Genomic DNA, 18831 nt, shown 5'->3' on the forward strand with positions numbered 1-18831 from the left:
TCTCATTTCACAGAGACCTGTTTATCCGCGGCCAACTCAGAGAACCGTCGCCGATGTTTGCCGCGTCGGTTTCCTTCATTCCGTCACCGCCGCTGAGCGGTCAGTTGACCCCGTCGCGATGCCCGTTATCCTGCTGAGCAACATTATGCAGGACCATGGCGGCGGCTCCGAATGCGACCGTATCCGTGGCCGCGACGTCCGGCAGACAGATTTCAGGCTGCACGACAGGTGTGCCGTTTAACGTATCCACAGTGGAAAAGTCGAGCCAGGCCGCAAGCCGTTCACGCACCATCTGCGGAAGTGTCCCACCCAGATAGATCGCCGCTGGCGCGAGGACCGCATTCAGCATAAAGCCCAGCCGGGCGATCTCCGGGCCAGTACGTGCGATCCATTCGTCGAGAACCGCTGTGTTTTCGCTAAGAAAATGGTGCCAGACAGCCTCAGCGCGGCCTTCAGGTATCTGGCCAAGGCGATGCTTACACCACGCCGCAAGGTCAGTAAAAGAGGGGCGGGGCCTATCGAGTGGCAGCAGCAGCCCAATTTCGCCCGCATTGCCCAGATGACCGCGATAACGTTGTTTGCCCAGGATAAGGCCACTGCCGACGCCCTCTGACAGATAGAGATAGATAAAATCGTCATGATTAGCCGCATTACCCAGCGTCATTTCGCCCATGGCGGCAGCATTGGCATCATTTTCGATTAACACCGGACAGCCCAGCGCCTGCTGAATGGCTTCGAACAGCCCGGGTTCATCCCAGGAAAGCACTTCGGGAGCCAGATGAAGCGGAGCCTGACCGCGCTGGAAGCGCGTCGGCATGGCAATGCCTGCGCCAATCAGTAAATGATCCGGTATGTGGTTTCTCTCAAGCAACGTTTTGTGGCCCTTCTGTATCTCTGAGCGGGCGCGGGCAAAGGTATCATAGTGGCCGGTCAGTTCAATTTCGTCGACCCGTTTCCCTTTGAAATCAAGCAGCATCAGCGTAACAGAGAAGCGGCTGGCATGAATCCCAACGGCATAGCCGATGGAGGAATTAAGCATCAGATCAATGTGGGGCGCGCCCCGGCCAGATGAACGCCGGGCTCCTTCGATGATGATACCTCGCTTGATGAGATCGCGGGTCATCATGCTGACGGCCGCCGCTGTCACCCCGCAACAATCGGCGATCTCAGCACGTGATGCGGCGTCGTTGCGACGCAGATAACGTAGTACGGCCGACTGGGTCGAACCGATTCCTTCCCAATGTTTTGATGAAGTCAACGCACCTTCTCCCTGTCGTTTTCACATGGTCATGAACCTGTCATTTAAATAAATTAACTTACTTAAATAATAGGCACAACGGGAATAAACACCATGTCAAAAAAACTCACAGTCCTCGCCACCCTCGTGATGTCCGCGTTGTGTGTTGGCATGACTCACGCAGAAGAGATAACGATTAAACTCGCCACGCTCGCCGAGCGTAGCGCACCGAACCGCATTACCAACATTGAAGATGCAGCCGACATCATGAACAAGCAATTTAATGCTGCGGGCGTCGACAAACATATTGTGATTCAGGCCAATAGCAGTGCTGTCAAAGGCTGGGACGACTTCGCCATGGATATGCTGAAGGCGATGTCTGTCGGACAAGGGCCGGATATCTATGTGCTGCCCCATGAATGGATTGGTCAGTTTGCGAAGGACGGCTATGCCTTGCAAATGAACGATAAGATCGCGGCGGCACCGTGGGTCTATGGCGACATCCTGCCCGTCCTGTGGGCGTCGGCAAAGGCAAACGATGGAAAGATCTATGGCATACCGCAGGATGCTGAAATAAGAATGTTTTTTTACAACAAAGATATGTTGAGAAAAATTGGCAAGGATGAAGCCTTTATCAACGCCATACCGGCCAGGGTGGAGTCCGGTGATTTTACACTGGACGATCTGACGGCCCTTGCCAAAGAGGTCGTGGACGGTAAAGCGGCTCAGTACGGCATGTTGCACCGGCCGAATGTCGGTATTGATTATCTGATGGTTTTTCAGTCTTACGGCGTGAAATTTATGGATGACAAGACCGGCAAGCTCATCTTCCCTAAAGCAGAAATGGCGGATGCGCTTGGCTGGTATGAGCGCAATGCGAAGCAGGGAGTGACGCCGGTCGATAACACGGCGATGAGCTGGGATGCCATTCAGAACGCGTTCAAGCAGGAGAAAGCCTTTATCTTTCACCAGGGCGTCTGGGCGGTTGCCTGGCAACTGGGCGACAAAAATGGCGCGGTCTGGCCGACAGACAAAGAAGGGTATTTTCATAAGATAGGCTGGATCCCGGCGCCTGCGGCCAAAAAGGGCGGTCAGCCCTCAAACCTGTCGCATCCGCTTCTCTATACGGTGAACGCCAAAAGCAAAAATGCTGACATTGCTGCCGAACTGGTGGCACTGGCGACGTTGCCTTATTTCAACAACGAACATGCTGTGACGTCCTATCACACGGCCATCAGCAACGCGCAAACGGCGATGCCGAAATACCGCGATAACTGGGTGCTGTCAGCCGCTTCGCCCATGATGGTACATGCGAAGTTCGTGCCCAATCATATCCAGTTTGGCAGCTATAACAAGGTGCTGTTCAGCGGTCTCCAGGCGGTTGAAACAGGAAAAATGACGGCAAAACAGGCCGTTGATTTTATCGCCGAAGAGCTCGAACTGCAGTTTGGCGACGATATAGAAATCCGGTCGTCTGTCGCCAAAAAATAGTGCTTAGCCTGTAAAGCGTCGCTTACTCTCCAGGGAGATGTGGTCATGTCTCAGTTTCAGCCTCGGGCGCACCGGCCGGCCCGACCTGTGTTCTATCTCGCGCCTGCTATCGCGCTGTTGGCCGTCTTTTTCCTGGCGCCCATTATCGTCAATACCGTCATCGCCTTTACCGATATGGGCGCTGATCTGCGGGTCGGTCACTTCACGCTGCAAAACGTCGAGCGGATTGTCTTACGCGATGCGCGCATGCCTGCGGTGCTGCTGACGACGCTGATTTATGTCACGGCGACGCTGTTTATTTTTAACGTCGGGCTGGGTGTCCTGTTGGCGATAACAACGACGGCCATTCCCGACAGGCTGGGTAATCTTTTTCGCGGTCTCTGGCTTTTGCCACGCATGTCACCGGCCGTCCTCTACAGTATTCTGTGGATATGGGTTGCCGATCCCACGCCGTCTGGTTTGCTCAATCAGGTAACCGGATCCTTCGGTCTGCCGCTCATGAATCTGCGTAATGATTTCCCCTTGTTTCTCATCATTGTGGCAAATGGCCTGGTCGGGGCATCGTTTGCCATGGTCATTCTGACTTCATCCATTCGTTCCATCCCTGCACATCTTGCCAATGCGGCGCGAGTGGATGGGGCGAGCGAATGGGGCGTGCTGCGCTATGTAGTGGCCCCCGCACTGTCTCAGCCCATTCGGTTTATCACCATCTATCAGGGGCTCTCCTTGCTGACGACCTACGAGTACATTCTGCTCATCACCGGTGGCGGTCCCGTCTACGATTCGACGCCTTATGCGCTCTATATCTACCGTCGCGCCTTTGAAAATGGGGCTTACGCCTATGGCGCGGCGCTGGCGCTTGGCCTGATGGTGATCGGCGTAGGCGTGACCTTAATGCAATGGCGGGTCAGTAATATGCGCGCGACGTTTGCCGCGCCGAAAATCGAGGTATTGTGATGTCACTCGTCCCAAACCCGGCCGTGGCCAAATCGAAATGGGCGCGTCTTGAACGCAGAGGCACAATCAACCGTGTCGGCTTCCTTTCTGCGCTCATTCTCTTCCTGACGGTGATGTCAGTGCCGATTCTGCTGCCTTACCTCTGGCTTCTGGCCAAATCGCTGACCACGTCTGATGCGTCCGTCAGCCGGCTTGTTCTGTGGCGCACCAGCGCAATTGCGGGCGTCGCGTATATCGGAGCGATCGCGCTTGCTTTCCTGGCAGAGCGTTTACGCAGACCGGTATTGTCCTGGGCTGCGCTGGGGATCGTTGTGCTGCTGCTTGTGATGATTTTTCTGATGCCACACATGACGTTGCACAACTACCGTTTTCTCTGGATGCGCGACATCGCGAATACGGGCACCACGCGCGTGGACCTGATGCCATCGGCCTGGACGGCACTTGGAAGCTCGCTGATCTTTGGCGTTTCACAAACGCTGATTGTCACGATCGTCGCTACCCCAGCCGCCTACGCGTTATCGCGCTTTGTCTTTGCCGGGCGGCAAAATTTTCTGCGCGGCTTGCTGCTGTTACATGCTTTCCCCGCGCTGGCGCTCACCATCGCCATCTTTATCCAGCTTCACTATATGGGCCTGCTCAACCATCTTTTCGGTGTGGTGATGGTGATGAGTGCGCTGGAGCTGCCTTATGCGATCTTCGTCCTGAAGGGCTTTTTCGACGCAGTGCCCTGGGATATTGAAATGAGCGCGGTGACCGACGGTGCGACCCGTTTTCAGGCTTTTCGTATGGTGGTATTGCCCCAGGTGCGTAGCGGACTGATTGCGATTGCCACCTTCACCTTTTTACGTGGTTGGGAGGAGTACGTTTTTGTTCAGACGTTACTTATCGACAAAAGCCAGATGACGATGAGCCTCTACCTGTTCTTTGTCGCACAGGATAATACGGGTGCGGATTACGGCATGATCGCCGCTGTGGGCATCATTTATTTACTCCCTGTGCTCGTTCTCTACACCTTTACGCAGAAATACATCACTCAAATGAGTTTTGGCGGTATCAAGGGATAATTGTCATGGCCTTGATCACTCTTAACAATGTCAGCAAAAACTGGGGCGAGACTCAGGTCCTGAAACCGATGAATCTTACCATTGAGAACGGCGAATTCGTCGCCATTCTCGGCCCCTCAGGATGCGGTAAATCGACAACGCTGTTTCTGCTGGCAGGGCTCTATGCGCCGACCAGCGGTGAGATCGCGTTTGACGGGCACAACGTTAATCGCATCGATGCCCGCGATCGCAACGTCGGTATCGTCTTCCAGTCTTATGCGCTTTACCCGAACCTGACGGTACGCGAAAACATCGCTTTTCCGTTACGTTTTAAAAAAACAGGTAAGGAGCACATTGCCAGGCGCGTGGAGGAGGCGGCTAATCTGGTGCAAATAAGCGCACTGCTTGATCGACGCCCGTCGCAGCTTTCAGGGGGGCAGCAACAGCGCGTGGCGCTGGCGCGGGCACTGGTCAAGGAACCGAATATTCTGTTACTCGACGAACCGCTTTCTAACCTCGACGCGACGCTCCGTATCACCATGCGGACGGAACTCAAGAATCTCCAGAAACGTCTCGGCTTCACCACCTTGATCGTCACCCATGACCAGCTGGAAGCCATTACCATGGCCGATCGGATCATCTGTATGAATCATGGCGAGATAGTGCAGATTGGGACACCTGATGACCTGTACAGACGTCCGGCCGATCGCTTTGTTGCAGGGTTTATCGGCTCTCCGCCGATGAATCTTGTGGAAGGACAGGCAGTCGGCGGGTTTCTGCACCTGGGGCAAACGACACTCGAACTGAACCACGAATACGACGGCCCCGTTTGTTTTGGTCTGCGTCCGGAAGATATCAACCTTATTGCCGCTGACGAGGCTCCCTTGTGTGGGGAGATCATGACCGTTGAGCCGATGGGACGTGAAGTTTTCTATACGATTGACACGCCGGCCGGCACGCTTCGCGCGCTGGAATATGGTGAAGCGGTGCGTCATGCGCCTGGTTCCCGGGTAGGAATAGCGAGCCAACCCGAACTGACTCTGATCTTCAATGCTGTCGGTAAACGCATCGTCGATCTTCATGCCAACCTCGCCGTAACCGGCCACCCCAGCAGACAGGTTCACGCTGGCTAGCTTACAGGACAAGATTTCCATGACCCGAATCGTATCACACCGTGGCGCCAACCATTTTGCGCCAGAGAACACCTTCTTTGCCGCCGATCTGGCGCTTGAACAGGGGGCTGATTACATTGAGCTGGATGTACGGGAGAGCGCCGATGGTGTGCTCTACGTTATCCATGACGAGACGCTGGATCGCACCACGAACGGGACGGGCCCTGTTGGGCATGCTCTGTCGCGCGATATTGATGCACTGGATGCGGGAAGCTGGTTCGATGAGCGTTTTAAAGACGCCAGGGTGCCGCGACTTGATGCCTATCTCGAACATCTGCGCGGCCGAGCGGGCGTTTATATTGAGCTGAAATACTGCGATCCGGTAAAAGTGGCTGCACTGGTACGCGATCTCGGTATGGTCCGTGATACGTTTTTCTTTTCGTTTTCCGAAACGATGCGCGCTGGCCTTCAGGCCGTTGCGCCGGACTTTCGCAAAATGATGACCCTCAATATCGCGATGTCTCCCTCTCTCGTTGCCACCGTGCATCATGCATCGATCATTGAGGTAAACGTAGAGCAGATGCGTCATCCCGGTATTCTTGAAGCAAGCCGTAAGACCGGGCTTGAGATTATGGTTTATTACGGTGATGACGATATAGCGATTCATCAGGAAATTGCGGCGGCGGGCGTCGATTATATTAACCTCAATCGCCCGGATCTCTTTAGCCACACACGGCGATAGGTTTACAGAACGACTGAACGATAAGGTTCTGCGTCGCTACCCGTGTTTACGGGTATGACGGGTAAACAGAGAAGGGCAGCTGCGGTACTGCCCTTCGACATTATCTGGCAGGCCCCGGCCCTGGAGGGCGCCTGACAATGATGTTATATCGACGCGTTTTGATCGCGTAAATATGCCCTGCACCGTTCCCTTCCGTTTAATTGTAAACTTCTCGTTCCCAACACAAACAACATCGTGACACTAGCTGACTTTATCGTCTGCGATCGCTTCAGGCGAGTGCACCGGCCAGATTTATTCTGGCTGACGTAAGTGATGGCATCGCATAACTCGCGGTCAGATGTGGTGACAGATGACAAGCACGCAGATAACGATAATCCTTCCTCTCTCCGATGTCTGAAATACGTTTATACAGACAGGTGACATACATTGATTTCAGTTTTTTTTAAGCGAAAATAACCAGAATTGATTTACGTCAATAAAAGAAATTATGCTGACATGACGGTCTCGTCCTATTCCCCCTTTTCACACTCGCTTCCTGAAAGTTATTTTTTTAACAATGAAAAATTAACGTTCTCATGTGACTGGTGGGATTTTGCGCATGTCATGCTCTGAAATACATTGATCACTTACTGAACATCCTTATTCCATAATCTCTGAAGGGGTTTTTAAATAAAAATCATATAAATCATAAAGATGATAAAATATTGTTAAAGCATATCTCTGTAACCTTTAGTTACATATTTTTATTTCCTGTCATGCATGAAACGTTCATAAACTCCGTCTCCAGGTGCTTGCTGGACGTTTTTTTATTTCTGAAAAGTACCTGAAAAATACCGTGTCGACGTGCTGGTGAATGGAATGCGCCCGCTTTACATCCCGGGGTTTTGATTCCTGTCAGATGACGGGAACCGGGATAGTGCTAATAAAGGGTTTGCTTTTCTTTTAATTTCTCGCTGGCAGTGACCGCTTCTATAACTTCATAGAACAGGGACAGCTATGTCTAATTCTTCCTTTCAGTCCGAAATACCCAAAGCACGTATTAATCTGAAACTTGATCTGCATACCGGCGGCGCGAGCAAGAAAACCGAGCTCCCTCTGAAATTGCTGGTTGCGGGCGATTTCAGCCATGGGCAGGAGACAGCACCGTTATCTGAGCGAAAAAAAGTTAATCTGAACAAAAATAATTTCGACGCTGTGCTTTCCGAATATTCCCCGAAAGTCAGTCTTACCGTTAAAAACACGCTTGCTGGTGACGGTAGCGATCCACATAAAGGCGCTTCATTTTCTTTCTGATTCTGAGAATGTCCCCGACTTGATTATTTAGGAAGATTGCGTGTTATCGGCCAGGCGTTACACTTTTCTTCAGTCTGTCGACAGGGGCAAGCTGGTCGCAAAAAACACGATGAGATGTTGACCGCTTGCCTAAAAGTGCCGGCCGTTCTGAGCCTTAATAGAGCGTGAATGCTTAAACAGGAAATGTGTATGTGTAATCGTTCATGTTGAAATGCGCAGAAACTGGCCGTCGTCACCCAGGCTGAGCAGAGGCGGTATTAAAGATAAGAAGGATGAGTGAATTTGGTGAATGTCAGAAGGCTGTACGTGGTGTCCCCTGCAGGAATCGAACCTGCAACTAGCCCTTAGGAGGGGCTCGTTATATCCATTTAACTAAGGAGACGCCAGCGCAGTATACCGCAGTTAAGCGGCAGGATTCACTACACTGCCGCGCGTTTGCTCATTCTGTCAGCAATTTAGCGTTCTTCTTGCTGCTGCTGACGTTTTTTCTCCGCTTTGCGCCGTTCTGCCTTCGCCTTTGCCTGAGCAGCTTCGCCCATATCATTGCGAATCTGGGCGTGACTTATCAGGGCGAAAATCAGCGTACCGCCCGTCAGGTTACCCAACAGGGTTGGAACAGCAAAAGGCCAGAGAAACGCGGTCCAGGGCACGCTGCCGTTAAACACCAGGTAAAGCACCTCAACGGAACCCACCACGATATGTGCCAGATCGCCCAGTGCGACCAGCCAGGTCATCATTACAATGACAAACAGTTTGGCCGCTCCCGCATAAGGGAACATCCAGACCATTGTGGCAATGATCCAGCCGGAGATCACCGCGTTAGCAAACATCTCGCCCGGCGTATGTTCCATCACCTTCATGCTGATATCCGTAAAGGCCTGGCGAGTGGCTTCATCAAAAATGGGCATTTCGTTAAACGCTAAGGCGGCGAACGCGGTACCAATAAGGTTGCCCAGTAGCACAATGCCCCACAGGCGAAGCAATAAACCAAGATTGCTTGTGGTGGGTTTGTGCATAACGGGCAGAACGGCCGTCACGGTGTTTTCAGTGAAAAGCTGCTGCCGTGCCATAATCACAATCACAAAGCCAAAGGTGTAGCCAAGGTTTTCCAGTAAATAGGCGCCGGGGACGCCGTCCAGATGAACCTGAAAAATGCCCTTGGCCATCAGTGAAGCCCCCATTGACAGCCCGGCCGCAATCGCTGACCACAGCAGCGCCATGCCATCCCGCTCCAGCTCTTTTTCCCCGTCCTGTCGAATCTCTTCGTGGATAGCGGCGGCACGCGAGGGCAGGGCGTCTTCATCTACTTCAATATCCTCCTTTCCCTGTTCTTTTTCTTCGCTGTCTACATCGTTAGGTCCCTGACTTATGCTTGATGAAGGCTTCATGTTTTCTCCTGGTAACAGTACAAATGCGTTATAAGCGTAGTCGTTTTTTGGCTAACGAAACTGTTTCTGCGACAGCGAACAAACGTGACAACCTTCTGCCGTGGTGCGCTTTTTATCCACCAGACGCGCTGAAAAGCACGAATATCTAAGCCCTGCGCAAAAGGGGAGCGCGCACAGCCTTCGGCACGCTGTAACATTGTGCTATCATTTGCGCCTTATTTGGCTGGCGCGATTTACCCCTCCATGTTGGAAATCATTAATCTGCTTTGTGTGCGTGATGAGCGCGCGCTCTTTGAGGCGCTTACGTTTCGCGTGTCGGCAGGTGACATCGTACAAATTGAAGGGCCAAACGGGGCCGGGAAAACGTCGCTGCTGCGGATCCTGGCCGGACTGAGCACGCCTGAACATGGTGAGGTGCGCTGGCAGTCGCAGCCGGTTCACCGTCAACGCGACACCTGGCATCAGGCCATGCTTTACCTGGGGCATCTGCCGGGGATCTCATCGGCGTTATCGGCGCTGGAAAATCTGCGCTTTTATCATCCAGACTGCCGCGATGAACACCTTTTTACTGCACTGGCCAGCGTCGGCCTGGCAGGTTATGAAGAGGTCGCGGCCGCGCAGCTCTCTGCCGGACAACAGCGGCGCATCGCCCTGGCCCGGCTGTGGCTGACCCGGGCAACCTTATGGATCCTGGACGAACCTTTAACCGCCCTCGATCACACGGGGGTGGAGACGTTAATGAGCCGCTTTGTGGCGCACACGCAGCAGGGGGGTTCTGTCATCGTGACCAGTCATCAGCCGCTGCCGGGGCTGACGGGGCAGATCAATACTATCCGCCTGCATGCCATGGAGTGGCAGTAATGTTGTGTCGTCTTATTCAGCGCGAATTACGTATCGCCTGTCGTCGCGGCGCCGAAGTGATGAATCCACTGTGGTTTTTCCTGATTGTCATCACGCTCTTCCCGTTGGGTATCGGTCCCGATCCTCATCAGCTGGCACGGATCGCACCCGGTATTGTCTGGGTTGCGGCATTGCTCTCTTCGCTGCTCGCGCTGGAAAGGCTGTTTCGTGATGACCTTAACGACGGCACGCTAGAGCAACTTTTATTGTCGCCTGTACCACTGCCGGTCACGGTGCTGGGGAAAATCATCGCCCACTGGCTGGTCACGGGCTTGCCGTTAATTCTGCTTTCGCCCCTGGCGGCCCTGTTGCTGTCCCTGGATATGCCGGGCTGGCGGGCGGTGGCACTGACGCTGCTGTTAGGAACACCGACGCTGAGTTTTCTCGGCGCGATTGGCGTGGGGCTGACCGTTGGGTTGCGTCGCGGCGGCGTGCTGCTCAGCCTGTTGGTTCTGCCACTGGCTATTCCGGTACTGATTTTTGCCAGCGCGGCCATCGACGCCGCAGGTCAGGGGTTAGCCATTGGCGGTTACCTGGCGTTGCTGGGGGCGATGCTGGTCGCGAGTGCGACGCTGGCCCCGTTTGCCACCGCCGCGGCGTTGCGGATTACGCTGCACTAAATCAGCACGCATCAGACGTGTTATTCGCGTTTATTTAAAAGTGAGCAAGTAAACATGTGGAAAGGATTACATCAGCTGGCGAAGCCCGAACGGCTGTATCAGTTGTGCGGTCGGCTGGTGCCGGGGTTCGCCCTGGCCAGTGCGGCGGTACTGCTGCTGGCCTGGATATGGGGATTTGGCTATGCACCGGCAGACTACCAGCAGGGTGAAAGTTTTCGCATTATGTATATTCATGTTCCGGCGGCCATGTGGTCGATGGGGATATACAGCGCGATGGCCGTTGCGGCGTTTACTGGTCTGGTCTGGCAGATGAAAATGGCCGATTTAGTCTCAGCGGCGATGGCACCGATCGGTGCGGTGTTTACCTTTATTGCGCTGATTACCGGTTCTGCCTGGGGCAAGCCGATGTGGGGAACCTGGTGGATATGGGACGCCAGGCTCACATCAGAACTGGTGCTGCTGTTTTTATATCTGGGCGTCATTGCGCTGTATCAGGCGTTCGACGACCGTCGCATGGCCGGGCGCGCCGCAGGGGTGCTCATTCTGGTCGGCGTGATCAATCTGCCCATCATTCATTTCTCTGTGCAGTGGTGGAATACCTTGCATCAGGGATCGTCCGGCTTACTGCAACAGGCTATCGCGCCGCCGATGCGCACGCCGCTGCGCTGGGCCATCCTGGGTGACCTGCTGTTGTTTATCACGTTAACGCTGATGCGCTTACGCAACCTGATTCTGCTGACGGAACGTAAACGTCCCTGGGCGATTGCCCTGGCAAAGACAAGGAGCAAAGAATGACGCCCGCTTTTGCCTCATGGCATGACTTCATTGCCATGGGCGGTTACGCCTTTTACGTCTGGCTGGCGGTGGCAGGGGCGCTGGTGCCTCTTTGTGGCCTGATTGTACACAGCTGGTGGTCACACAGACGTTTGCTGGCGGACATTCGCCAGCGTGATGCCCGGGAGCGCCGTCTGCGCGCGGCCAGTGTTAAACGTGCCGGGACTAAAACGGCAGGAGAAGCGAAGTGAATACCCGCCGTCGTAATCGCCTGTATGTCGTCGTGGCGATACTTACCGGACTTGGACTGGCTACCGCGCTGGTAATGTATGCGCTGCGGTCCAATATCGATCTGTTTTATACGCCAGGTGAAATCCTGGAGGGGAAAGGTGATTCACACATCAGGCCGGAACCCGGACAGCGTCTGCGCGTGGGCGGCGTGGTGATGCCCGGCAGCGTCACGCGAGATCCCCGAACGCTGGCCGTCTCTTTTCAGCTTTACGATGGCCGTGGTGTGGTCAGTGTAAACTTTGTGGGCATTTTGCCCGATCTGTTTCGCGAGGGGCAGGGCGTCGTTGCACAAGGCGTCCTTGAACCCGGCAACCTGATCAACGCCAAAGAAGTGCTGGCGAAACATGATGAAAACTACACGCCACCTGAAATCACCGCCGCGATGAAGCCCGCACCACCCGTGCAACAGGCCGCGACTCACCCGGCAGGACAGACACCATGATGCCAGAACTGGGCAGTTTTTTACTCTGTCTCGGCGTCGCGTTGGCGCTGCTGCTCAGCGTATATCCGCTGTGGGGCGCCTGGCGTCAGGATGCGCGCCTGATGGGCATGGCGCGTCCCCTGGCCGTTGGCCTGTTCGGCTGTGTGGCGGGAGCTTTCGGGTTGCTGGTCTGGGCGTTTATCGTTAACGACTTTACCGTTAGCTATGTCGTTAACAACTCGAATTCCCTGCTGCCGGTCTATTACCGCATTGCGGCCACCTGGGGGGCGCACGAAGGCTCCCTGCTGCTGTGGGTGCTGCTGCTGAGTGGCTGGACGCTGGCCGTGGCGATCTTCAGCCGCGGCATGCCGCAGGACGCACTGGCGCGCGTGCTGGCGGTGATGGGCATGATTACGCTGGGCTTCCTGTTATTTATCATCCTCACCTCTAATCCGTTCAGCCGTACCCTGCCGGACTTTCCCGTTGATGGCCGCGACCTCAATCCCATGCTGCAGGATATTGGCCTGATCTTCCATCCGCCTTTGTTATACATGGGCTATGTCGGTTTCTCGGTGGCCTTTGCTTTTGCCATTGCCTCCCTGATGGCCGGAAGACTGGATACCGCCTGGGCGCGCTGGTCGCGTCCCTGGACCGCCGCAGCCTGGCTGTTCCTGACCATAGGTATTGTGCTGGGCTCTGCATGGGCCTATTACGAGCTGGGCTGGGGCGGCTGGTGGTTCTGGGATCCGGTTGAAAATGCGTCCTTTATGCCCTGGCTGGCTGGCACGGCGTTAATGCACTCACTGGCGGTGACCGAAAAGCGCGGCACCTTTAAAGCCTGGACCGTATTGCTGGCGATTACCGCGTTCTCCCTGAGTCTGCTCGGGACCTTCCTGGTGCGATCCGGCGTGCTGGTCTCGGTGCACGCGTTTGCCTCCGATCCGGCGCGAGGCATGTTTATTCTGGCCTTTTTGGTGATTGTTATTGGCAGCTCGCTGCTGCTCTATGCCCTCAAAGGAGGGCAGGTCCGCAGCCGGGTACAAAACGCCTTGTGGTCGCGCGAATCCTTTCTGCTGGGCAATAACGTCCTGTTGATTGCGGCCATGCTGGTGGTGCTGCTCGGTACGCTGTTACCGCTGGTCCATAAACAACTCGGTCTGGGCAGCATCTCCGTGGGCCAGCCCTTTTTTAATATGCTGTTCAGCTGGCTGATGGCACCGCTGGCCTTAATGTTGGGGACTGGGCCGTTAGTGCGCTGGCGCCGTGATGAACCCCAGAAGCTGGTACGGCGTTTGCTGTTAGCACTGGTCGTCACGCTGCTGGCCTCCGTGCTGTTGCCCTGGTGGCTACAGGATCGGGTAGAGGCAATGACGGTAGTGGGCCTGCTGATGGCGGTATGGATCATCGTGTTAACCCTGATGGAACTGCATGAACGTGCGACGCATCGTCATTCTTTTTTCACCGGACTGCGCCACTTGTCACGCAGCCACTGGGGCATGGTGCTCGGCCATTTAGGTGTCGGCGTCACCGTGATTGGGATAGCGTTTAGCACGCAATACAGCGTTGAACGGGATGTGCGCATGAAAGCGGGCGACAGTGTTGATATCCATCACTACCACTTTGTCTTCCGCGATGTTCAGGATCTGCAAGGGCCCAACTACAGCGGCGGCGTGGCGGTGATTGATGTGACGCGGGACGGGCAGCCTGAAGCGAAGTTGTATGCGGAAAAACGCTTTTATTCAGCGGCGCGCACCATGATGACCGAGGCGGCAATTGATGGTGGCTTTACCCGCGATCTCTATGCGGCGCTGGGTGAGGAACTCGATGACGGCAGTTGGGCGGTGCGCATTTACTATAAACCCTTTGTGCGCTGGATTTGGTTCGGTGGACTGTTTATGGCTGCGGGCGGTCTGCTCTGTTTACTGGATCCGCGTTATCGTGCGCGTAAAAAAGGCGAGCGCGAGGTGCGGGCATGAAAAAGATTCTGTTTATTCCCCTGATCCTGTTTTTACTGCTGGCCGCCGCGCTGCTTTGGCAACTGTCACGCAATGCGGCGGGCGACGATCCTACGCGGCTGGAGTCGGCGTTAATTGGTAAACCGTTGCCGGTGTTCCGGCTCGAAGCCCTGGAAACGCCCGGTAAAACCTACAACCAGCAAACGCTTATCACCGGCAAACCGCTTTTACTCAACGTCTGGGCAACATGGTGCCCGACCTGTCGGGCAGAACATCATTATCTGAATACGCTGGCAGAGCAGGGCGTGCGGGTAGTCGGGCTCAATTATAAAGACGATCGGCAAAAGGCGGTGACCTGGTTAAACACGCTGGGTAATCCTTATGCGCTCAGCCTGTATGATGGCGACGGTATGCTGGGCCTGGATCTTGGCGTATATGGCGCACCGGAAACCTTTCTGATCGATGGCAACGGCATTATTCGCTATCGCCATGCCGGAGATCTGAATCCACGTGTCTGGCAGCAGGAAGTAAAGCCTTTATGGGATAAATACAACACGGAGAGCGGCTCATGAAAGCGATGGTGATGATGCTTTGCGGCTTGCTGTTTAGCGCCAGCCTGTGGGCGGCCATCGATACCTATGCATTTGACTCCGTCGCGCAGGAAGAACAGTACCGTGATATCACCGCCTCCCTGCGCTGCCCCAAATGTCAGAACAACAGCATTGCGGATTCCAAAGCCATGATTGCGGCGGATATGCGGTTGAAAGTTTATCAGCTGATGAAACAGGGACAAACGCGTCAGCAGATCCTCGACTATATGGTGGCGCGCTACGGCAATTTCGTCAGCTACCAACCGCCCGTAACGCCATCCACCGTGATTCTGTGGCTGGGACCTGCGCTGTTTGTCGCAGGCGGCGCGGGCGTAATCGTCTGGCGCAGTCGCCAGCGTAAGACCTGTAGCGAACTGAGTGATGAAGAGCAACAGCGGCTTGAAGCCATTTTGAAATCGGACAGGGAAGCATAATGGCAGCCTTTTTAATCGCGATATTGGTACTGCTGTTCGCGGCCTGTGTGCTGTTCCTGGCCGCAGGCTGGCGTCCGCGCGCGTCCCACATAGTCACGCGTGACAGCCTTAATAAAGATTTTTATCACCAACGGCTGGCCGAACTGACGCAGGATGAGGATCAGGGCGTGATCGCCGAGCGGGACGTGATGGCGCGCGAGCTACAGCAGTCACTGTTGAGTGATATTCCGCCCGCACCGGATGCACAGTCGCGCAGCAGTCGCCGTTGGGTATTGTTACCGGGCATTATTGTCTTACTGGTCGTGCCGCTGGTGTGCTATCTCAACACCGGCGGTTTTGTGCCGTTCAGCGGCTGGCTGCAGGTGCAGAAAGCGTACCCTGCGCTGCGTGCGCAGGTGCTGGATCCTCACGCGAAGCCGCTGACGCCGGAACAGCTTTCACGCTTACAGCTCGGTTTGCGCAGCCATCTGCAAACCGAGCCTGATAACCTTAGCGACTGGGCAATGCTTGGCCGTCTTGGTATGGTGCTGAATAACGCGACGACCGCCCGTCAGGCGTTCGAGCACGCGCTGCAGTTGGCACCGAATAATCAGGTATTAAAACAGGATTACGCCGAGGTTCTGGCCCGGTCGGGCGATCCACAGGAAAACCGTCAGGCAGAACTTGTGTTGCAGGATCTGCGTAAACAGGATCCGCACAATGCCCGGACGCTGAGCCTGCTGGCTTACGCTGCCTTTGAACAGCAACACTATGCTCAGGCGATTGCGGCCTGGCAAACCTTACTGAACGCGCTGCCGGCGGACGATCCCCGGCGCGACAACATTGCGCGCAGTATTGAGCAAGCCAGAACGGACGCCGGACAACAAGCGAGCCAGTTGACGGTAGATGTGACGCTTTCTCCCCAGGCAGAAAACATGTTACCGCCGGGCGGAGTCATGTATATTTCGGTTACTGACGGTATGTCGCCCGTGCCGGTGGCCGTGAAGCGTCTTGCTGCCGGGCATTTTCCCCTGTCGCTGACGCTGGATGACAGTAATGCCATGATGCAGGGGCGCCGTCTTTCGGCGCAGAAACAGATCCAGGTTCGCGTCAGGATTTCACGTAGTGGCCGCGCGAACCCTGAGCCGGGTGACTGGTTCGGTGTCAGCGCCGTCGTGCCCTGGGACGGTCATCAGCATGTGACCGTTGAGATTAATGCGCAGCAGCCTTAGACCGATATTCTCTGGCTCTGTCTGAATCTGTAAACCGCACCGTGGATATCAGCTATGCTTGCTTAACGCGCTGATCTACCCGAGAAAGGCGGCAGGGTATACATCACTTATATGCACAGGGAGAAAAAAATGGATCACCGCCTGACCAGCCTGGCCTTGGCCAGTGTGCTTCTGGTGGGTTGTGCCAGTTCAAAGCCGGAGACCGATGCGCCAGCCGGGCGTAGCGATCCGTTTGAAGGCTTTAACCGCACAATGTTTAACTTTAACTACAATGTGCTGGACCCGTACGTGGTGCGTCCGGTGGCTGTGGCCTGGCGCGACTATGTGCCCGTCCCGGCACGTGCTGGCCTGAGCAACTTCCTGGGCAACCTGAGCGAACCCGCCAGTATGGTGAACGCTATTCTGGTCGGTGAGCCGCGCAATGCCGGTATTCACTTCACGCGTTTCTTCCTGAATACCGTGCTGGGCCTGGGCGGCTTTATCGACGTTGCAGGCAAAGCGAACCCTGAGCTGGCGCGCCAGGGGCCGCAACGCTTCGGTACCACGCTGGGGCACTATGGCGTGGGCTACGGTCCTTATGTGCAGTTGCCTGGCTATGGCAGCTTTACGGTGCGTCAGGACGGCGGCGATTATGTGGATACGCTTTATCCGGTGCTGGGCTGGTTGACCTGGCCGATGTCCGTGGGTAAATGGGCACTTGAAGGGGTGGAAACCCGTGCGCAACTGCTGGACTCCGATGCCATCCTGAAACAGCAGCGCGATCCTTACGCCTTTATGCGTAACGCCTATTTTGAGCGCTATGACTTCCTGGCGCGTGGTGGCAAGCTGAAGCCCGAAGATAATCCGAACGCAGCGGCAATTCAGGACGATCTCAAAGATATCGATTCTCAGTAATGTGAGGCCGCCCGGAAAAGGGCGGCTTCAGGCTGAAGTGATTTATACGAATGTTCTGTCAGGGCTCGCCAGGCGGAGCAAAAAAAAAGCGACACAGTGTGTCGCTTTTTTATGCGGTCAACATATCAGAATTTGTAGTTGAAGCTCGCGCCGTACAGCCAGGCTTTACCACTGGAATTAAAGGTGTAATTGCCTTCCTGAATGGTAACTTTCTGACCATGCATATAAGAGACGCCGACATCGACGGAGGCATCGTCATTAAATGCATAGGAGGCACCCGCACTCAGCCACAAGCGATCCTGATCCGGGATGGAGATGGAACGCTTGTCAGCCGGAACCGGGCTGTCATCAAAGGCGATACCGCTGCGGAAGGTCCAGTTTTTATCGTACTGGTAAGTGGTACCCAGGGCGATACGGTAGGCATCATGGAAGCCTTCATCTTTATAGAACAGCGTCTGACCATTCGAACCGGTCGCTTTCAGCTCCTGGAACTGGCTCCAGCTGGTATAGGCCAGGCTATAGTGAACGGCCCATTGTGGCGCGACTTTATGCCAGCCTGAAACTTCCCACATTTCTGGCAGATTCAGGGTTAATGAACCCGGAATCGTGTTTCCGCTTGTGCCAAAAGGTGCGCCGGGAATGTTAAATGCGTTGATGGCCGCAGGAAGATTACTTTTGTAATCCCCATCAAAGTCAACTTTCACCTCAGAGCGGTAGGTGAAACCAAAACGGTTATTATCATCAACCTCATAAAGTACACCGGCGTTCCAGCCATAACCCCATTCGTTCCCCTTTAGTCGGGTAATTTGGGTATCCGCAGGAATGCCCAGCGCGGAGAACGACTCTCCGGCATAACGCTCAATTTTCGCTTTAGCATAAACGGCATCAAAACCCACACCAAAGCTGAAGTGTTCATTCAGGCGGTAGGCGGTGCTGAGGTTAAGATTCACGGTCGTCAGGTCTGTTTTACCGCCGAATCCGCCTGCGGTATAACCGTTATTAAATTCTGTCGCCAGACCGTAGTTTGAGGTGGCAGAGGCCCCTACCCACCATTGGTCATTAATCGGCTGGACATAGTGCAGATCAGGGACCCACTGATTAGGCGCGATGTTTTTCGCATCCAGGCTACGTCCTGTTGGACTCTGGCCGCTGATATCCACTTGAGGATCGATATAAACCGCACCGAGTGAAAATTCAGGGCGATCCATCAGCGCCATGGTCGCCGGGTTACGGCTGGCTGAGGCCGCCGTATCACCCATTGCGCCTTCGCCTGAATAAGCACGACCTAAACCAATGGAAGAAAATTCATTTAACTGAAATCCGGCTGCGTAAACGTTAGAGGAAATAAGCGCTACCGCAGCTGCCACGGCTGACTTTGCGAACAGGTTTTTATGGTTCATGACCACAACCTCATGTGAATTATTATTTAACGTTGTGACGTCGTGTAACAAGGAACGGCGGATTGTATGGACTGATGA

The 18831-nt window shown here is 54.8% G+C and carries 18 protein-coding genes, 1 tRNA gene and 1 pseudogene; 16 read left to right on the forward strand and 4 right to left on the reverse strand.

Translation table 11 applies throughout. The features are described 5' to 3' along the window. Window positions 1-100: 100 nt before the first annotated feature. A complete protein-coding gene (locus GC087_RS07930) occupies window positions 101-1258 on the reverse strand; it encodes an ROK family transcriptional regulator (RefSeq protein WP_033740755.1) in 1158 nt (385 codons plus the stop codon). Between the two features lie 93 nt (window positions 1259-1351). Here GC087_RS07930 and GC087_RS07935 point away from each other — a divergent pair, with 93 nt between their 5' ends. The 6 genes and pseudogenes from GC087_RS07935 to GC087_RS07960 form a co-directional block, all read left to right on the forward strand. Beyond that, window positions 1352-2728, forward strand: coding sequence for an ABC transporter substrate-binding protein (locus GC087_RS07935; RefSeq protein ID WP_324030239.1), 1377 nt, complete (start codon window positions 1352-1354; stop codon window positions 2726-2728). 45 nt (window positions 2729-2773) lie between these two features. Next, on the forward strand, window positions 2774-3685 hold the full coding sequence (locus GC087_RS07940) for a carbohydrate ABC transporter permease (RefSeq protein WP_033740753.1): 912 nt from the start codon (window positions 2774-2776) through the stop codon (window positions 3683-3685). Beyond that, the gene (locus GC087_RS07945; protein ID WP_058701254.1) at window positions 3685-4749 is read left to right on the forward strand and encodes a carbohydrate ABC transporter permease; all 1065 of its coding nucleotides are present in this window, start codon (window positions 3685-3687) and stop codon (window positions 4747-4749) included. Before GC087_RS07940 ends, GC087_RS07945 begins: the two co-directional genes overlap by 1 nt. A 5-nt stretch (window positions 4750-4754) precedes the next feature. Beyond that, window positions 4755-5861, forward strand: a complete 1107-nt coding sequence (locus tag GC087_RS07950; protein ID WP_058701255.1) for an ABC transporter ATP-binding protein — start codon at window positions 4755-4757, stop codon at window positions 5859-5861. Window positions 5862-5880: 19 nt separating this feature from the next. Further along, entirely contained in the window at window positions 5881-6582 is a 702-nt protein-coding gene (gene ugpQ, locus GC087_RS07955) for a glycerophosphodiester phosphodiesterase (RefSeq protein ID WP_006120339.1), read from the forward strand. 996 nt (window positions 6583-7578) lie between these two features. Next, a pseudogene (locus tag GC087_RS07960) lies at window positions 7579-7866 on the forward strand (type VI secretion system contractile sheath small subunit); the annotation flags it as partial. Between the two features lie 316 nt (window positions 7867-8182). Here GC087_RS07960 and GC087_RS07965 read toward each other — a convergent pair. Continuing rightward, a tRNA-Arg gene (locus GC087_RS07965) sits at window positions 8183-8257 on the reverse strand. Window positions 8258-8330: 73 nt separating this feature from the next. Next, window positions 8331-9263 (reverse strand): formate/nitrite transporter family protein, encoded by a 933-nt coding sequence (locus GC087_RS07970; protein WP_039339756.1) that lies wholly within the window; start codon window positions 9261-9263, stop codon window positions 8331-8333. A gap of 243 nt (window positions 9264-9506) precedes the next feature. On the opposite strand from GC087_RS07970, the gene ccmA reads away from it, so the two are divergent. The 10 genes from ccmA (at window position 9507) to mlaA (ending at window position 17353) form a co-directional block, all read left to right on the forward strand. Then, window positions 9507-10124: a cytochrome c biogenesis heme-transporting ATPase CcmA gene (gene ccmA / locus GC087_RS07975; protein WP_324030241.1), complete on the forward strand. Its 618-nt coding sequence runs from the start codon at window positions 9507-9509 to the stop codon at window positions 10122-10124. Then, entirely contained in the window at window positions 10124-10783 is a 660-nt protein-coding gene (ccmB, locus tag GC087_RS07980; protein ID WP_033740735.1) for a heme exporter protein CcmB, read from the forward strand. The genes ccmA and ccmB overlap by 1 nt, the downstream gene beginning before the upstream one ends. A 54-nt stretch (window positions 10784-10837) precedes the next feature. Further along, window positions 10838-11578, forward strand: coding sequence for a heme ABC transporter permease (locus GC087_RS07985; RefSeq protein ID WP_324030243.1), 741 nt, complete (start codon window positions 10838-10840; stop codon window positions 11576-11578). Then, window positions 11575-11808 carry a heme exporter protein CcmD gene (gene ccmD / locus GC087_RS07990; protein ID WP_006120099.1) on the forward strand — a complete coding sequence of 78 codons (234 nt, stop codon included), beginning with the start codon at window positions 11575-11577 and terminating at the stop codon, window positions 11806-11808. Before GC087_RS07985 ends, ccmD begins: the two co-directional genes overlap by 4 nt. Further along, window positions 11805-12290, forward strand: coding sequence for a cytochrome c maturation protein CcmE (gene ccmE / locus GC087_RS07995; protein WP_282498047.1), 486 nt, complete (start codon window positions 11805-11807; stop codon window positions 12288-12290). The genes ccmD and ccmE overlap by 4 nt, the downstream gene beginning before the upstream one ends. After that, entirely contained in the window at window positions 12287-14245 is a 1959-nt protein-coding gene (locus GC087_RS08000) for a heme lyase CcmF/NrfE family subunit (RefSeq protein WP_324030246.1), read from the forward strand. The genes ccmE and GC087_RS08000 overlap by 4 nt, the downstream gene beginning before the upstream one ends. Next, window positions 14242-14796, forward strand: a complete 555-nt coding sequence (locus GC087_RS08005) for a DsbE family thiol:disulfide interchange protein (RefSeq protein ID WP_006120096.1) — start codon at window positions 14242-14244, stop codon at window positions 14794-14796. The genes GC087_RS08000 and GC087_RS08005 overlap by 4 nt, the downstream gene beginning before the upstream one ends. Further along, a complete protein-coding gene (locus GC087_RS08010; protein ID WP_324030247.1) occupies window positions 14793-15248 on the forward strand; it encodes a cytochrome c-type biogenesis protein in 456 nt (151 codons plus the stop codon). Before GC087_RS08005 ends, GC087_RS08010 begins: the two co-directional genes overlap by 4 nt. Continuing rightward, window positions 15248-16459 carry a c-type cytochrome biogenesis protein CcmI gene (ccmI, locus tag GC087_RS08015; protein WP_324030249.1) on the forward strand — a complete coding sequence of 404 codons (1212 nt, stop codon included), beginning with the start codon at window positions 15248-15250 and terminating at the stop codon, window positions 16457-16459. Before GC087_RS08010 ends, ccmI begins: the two co-directional genes overlap by 1 nt. A 129-nt stretch (window positions 16460-16588) precedes the next feature. After that, entirely contained in the window at window positions 16589-17353 is a 765-nt protein-coding gene (mlaA, locus tag GC087_RS08020) for a phospholipid-binding lipoprotein MlaA (RefSeq protein ID WP_033740717.1), read from the forward strand. Between the two features lie 125 nt (window positions 17354-17478). Here the strand turns inward: mlaA and fadL are convergent, their stop codons facing one another. Next, a complete protein-coding gene (gene fadL, locus GC087_RS08025; RefSeq protein ID WP_033740714.1) occupies window positions 17479-18753 on the reverse strand; it encodes a long-chain fatty acid transporter FadL in 1275 nt (424 codons plus the stop codon). Window positions 18754-18831: the final 78 nt, after the last annotated feature.

Source organism: Pantoea sp. JZ2 (genome assembly GCF_035191405.1).
Taxonomy (GTDB): domain Bacteria; phylum Pseudomonadota; class Gammaproteobacteria; order Enterobacterales; family Enterobacteriaceae; genus Pantoea; species Pantoea stewartii.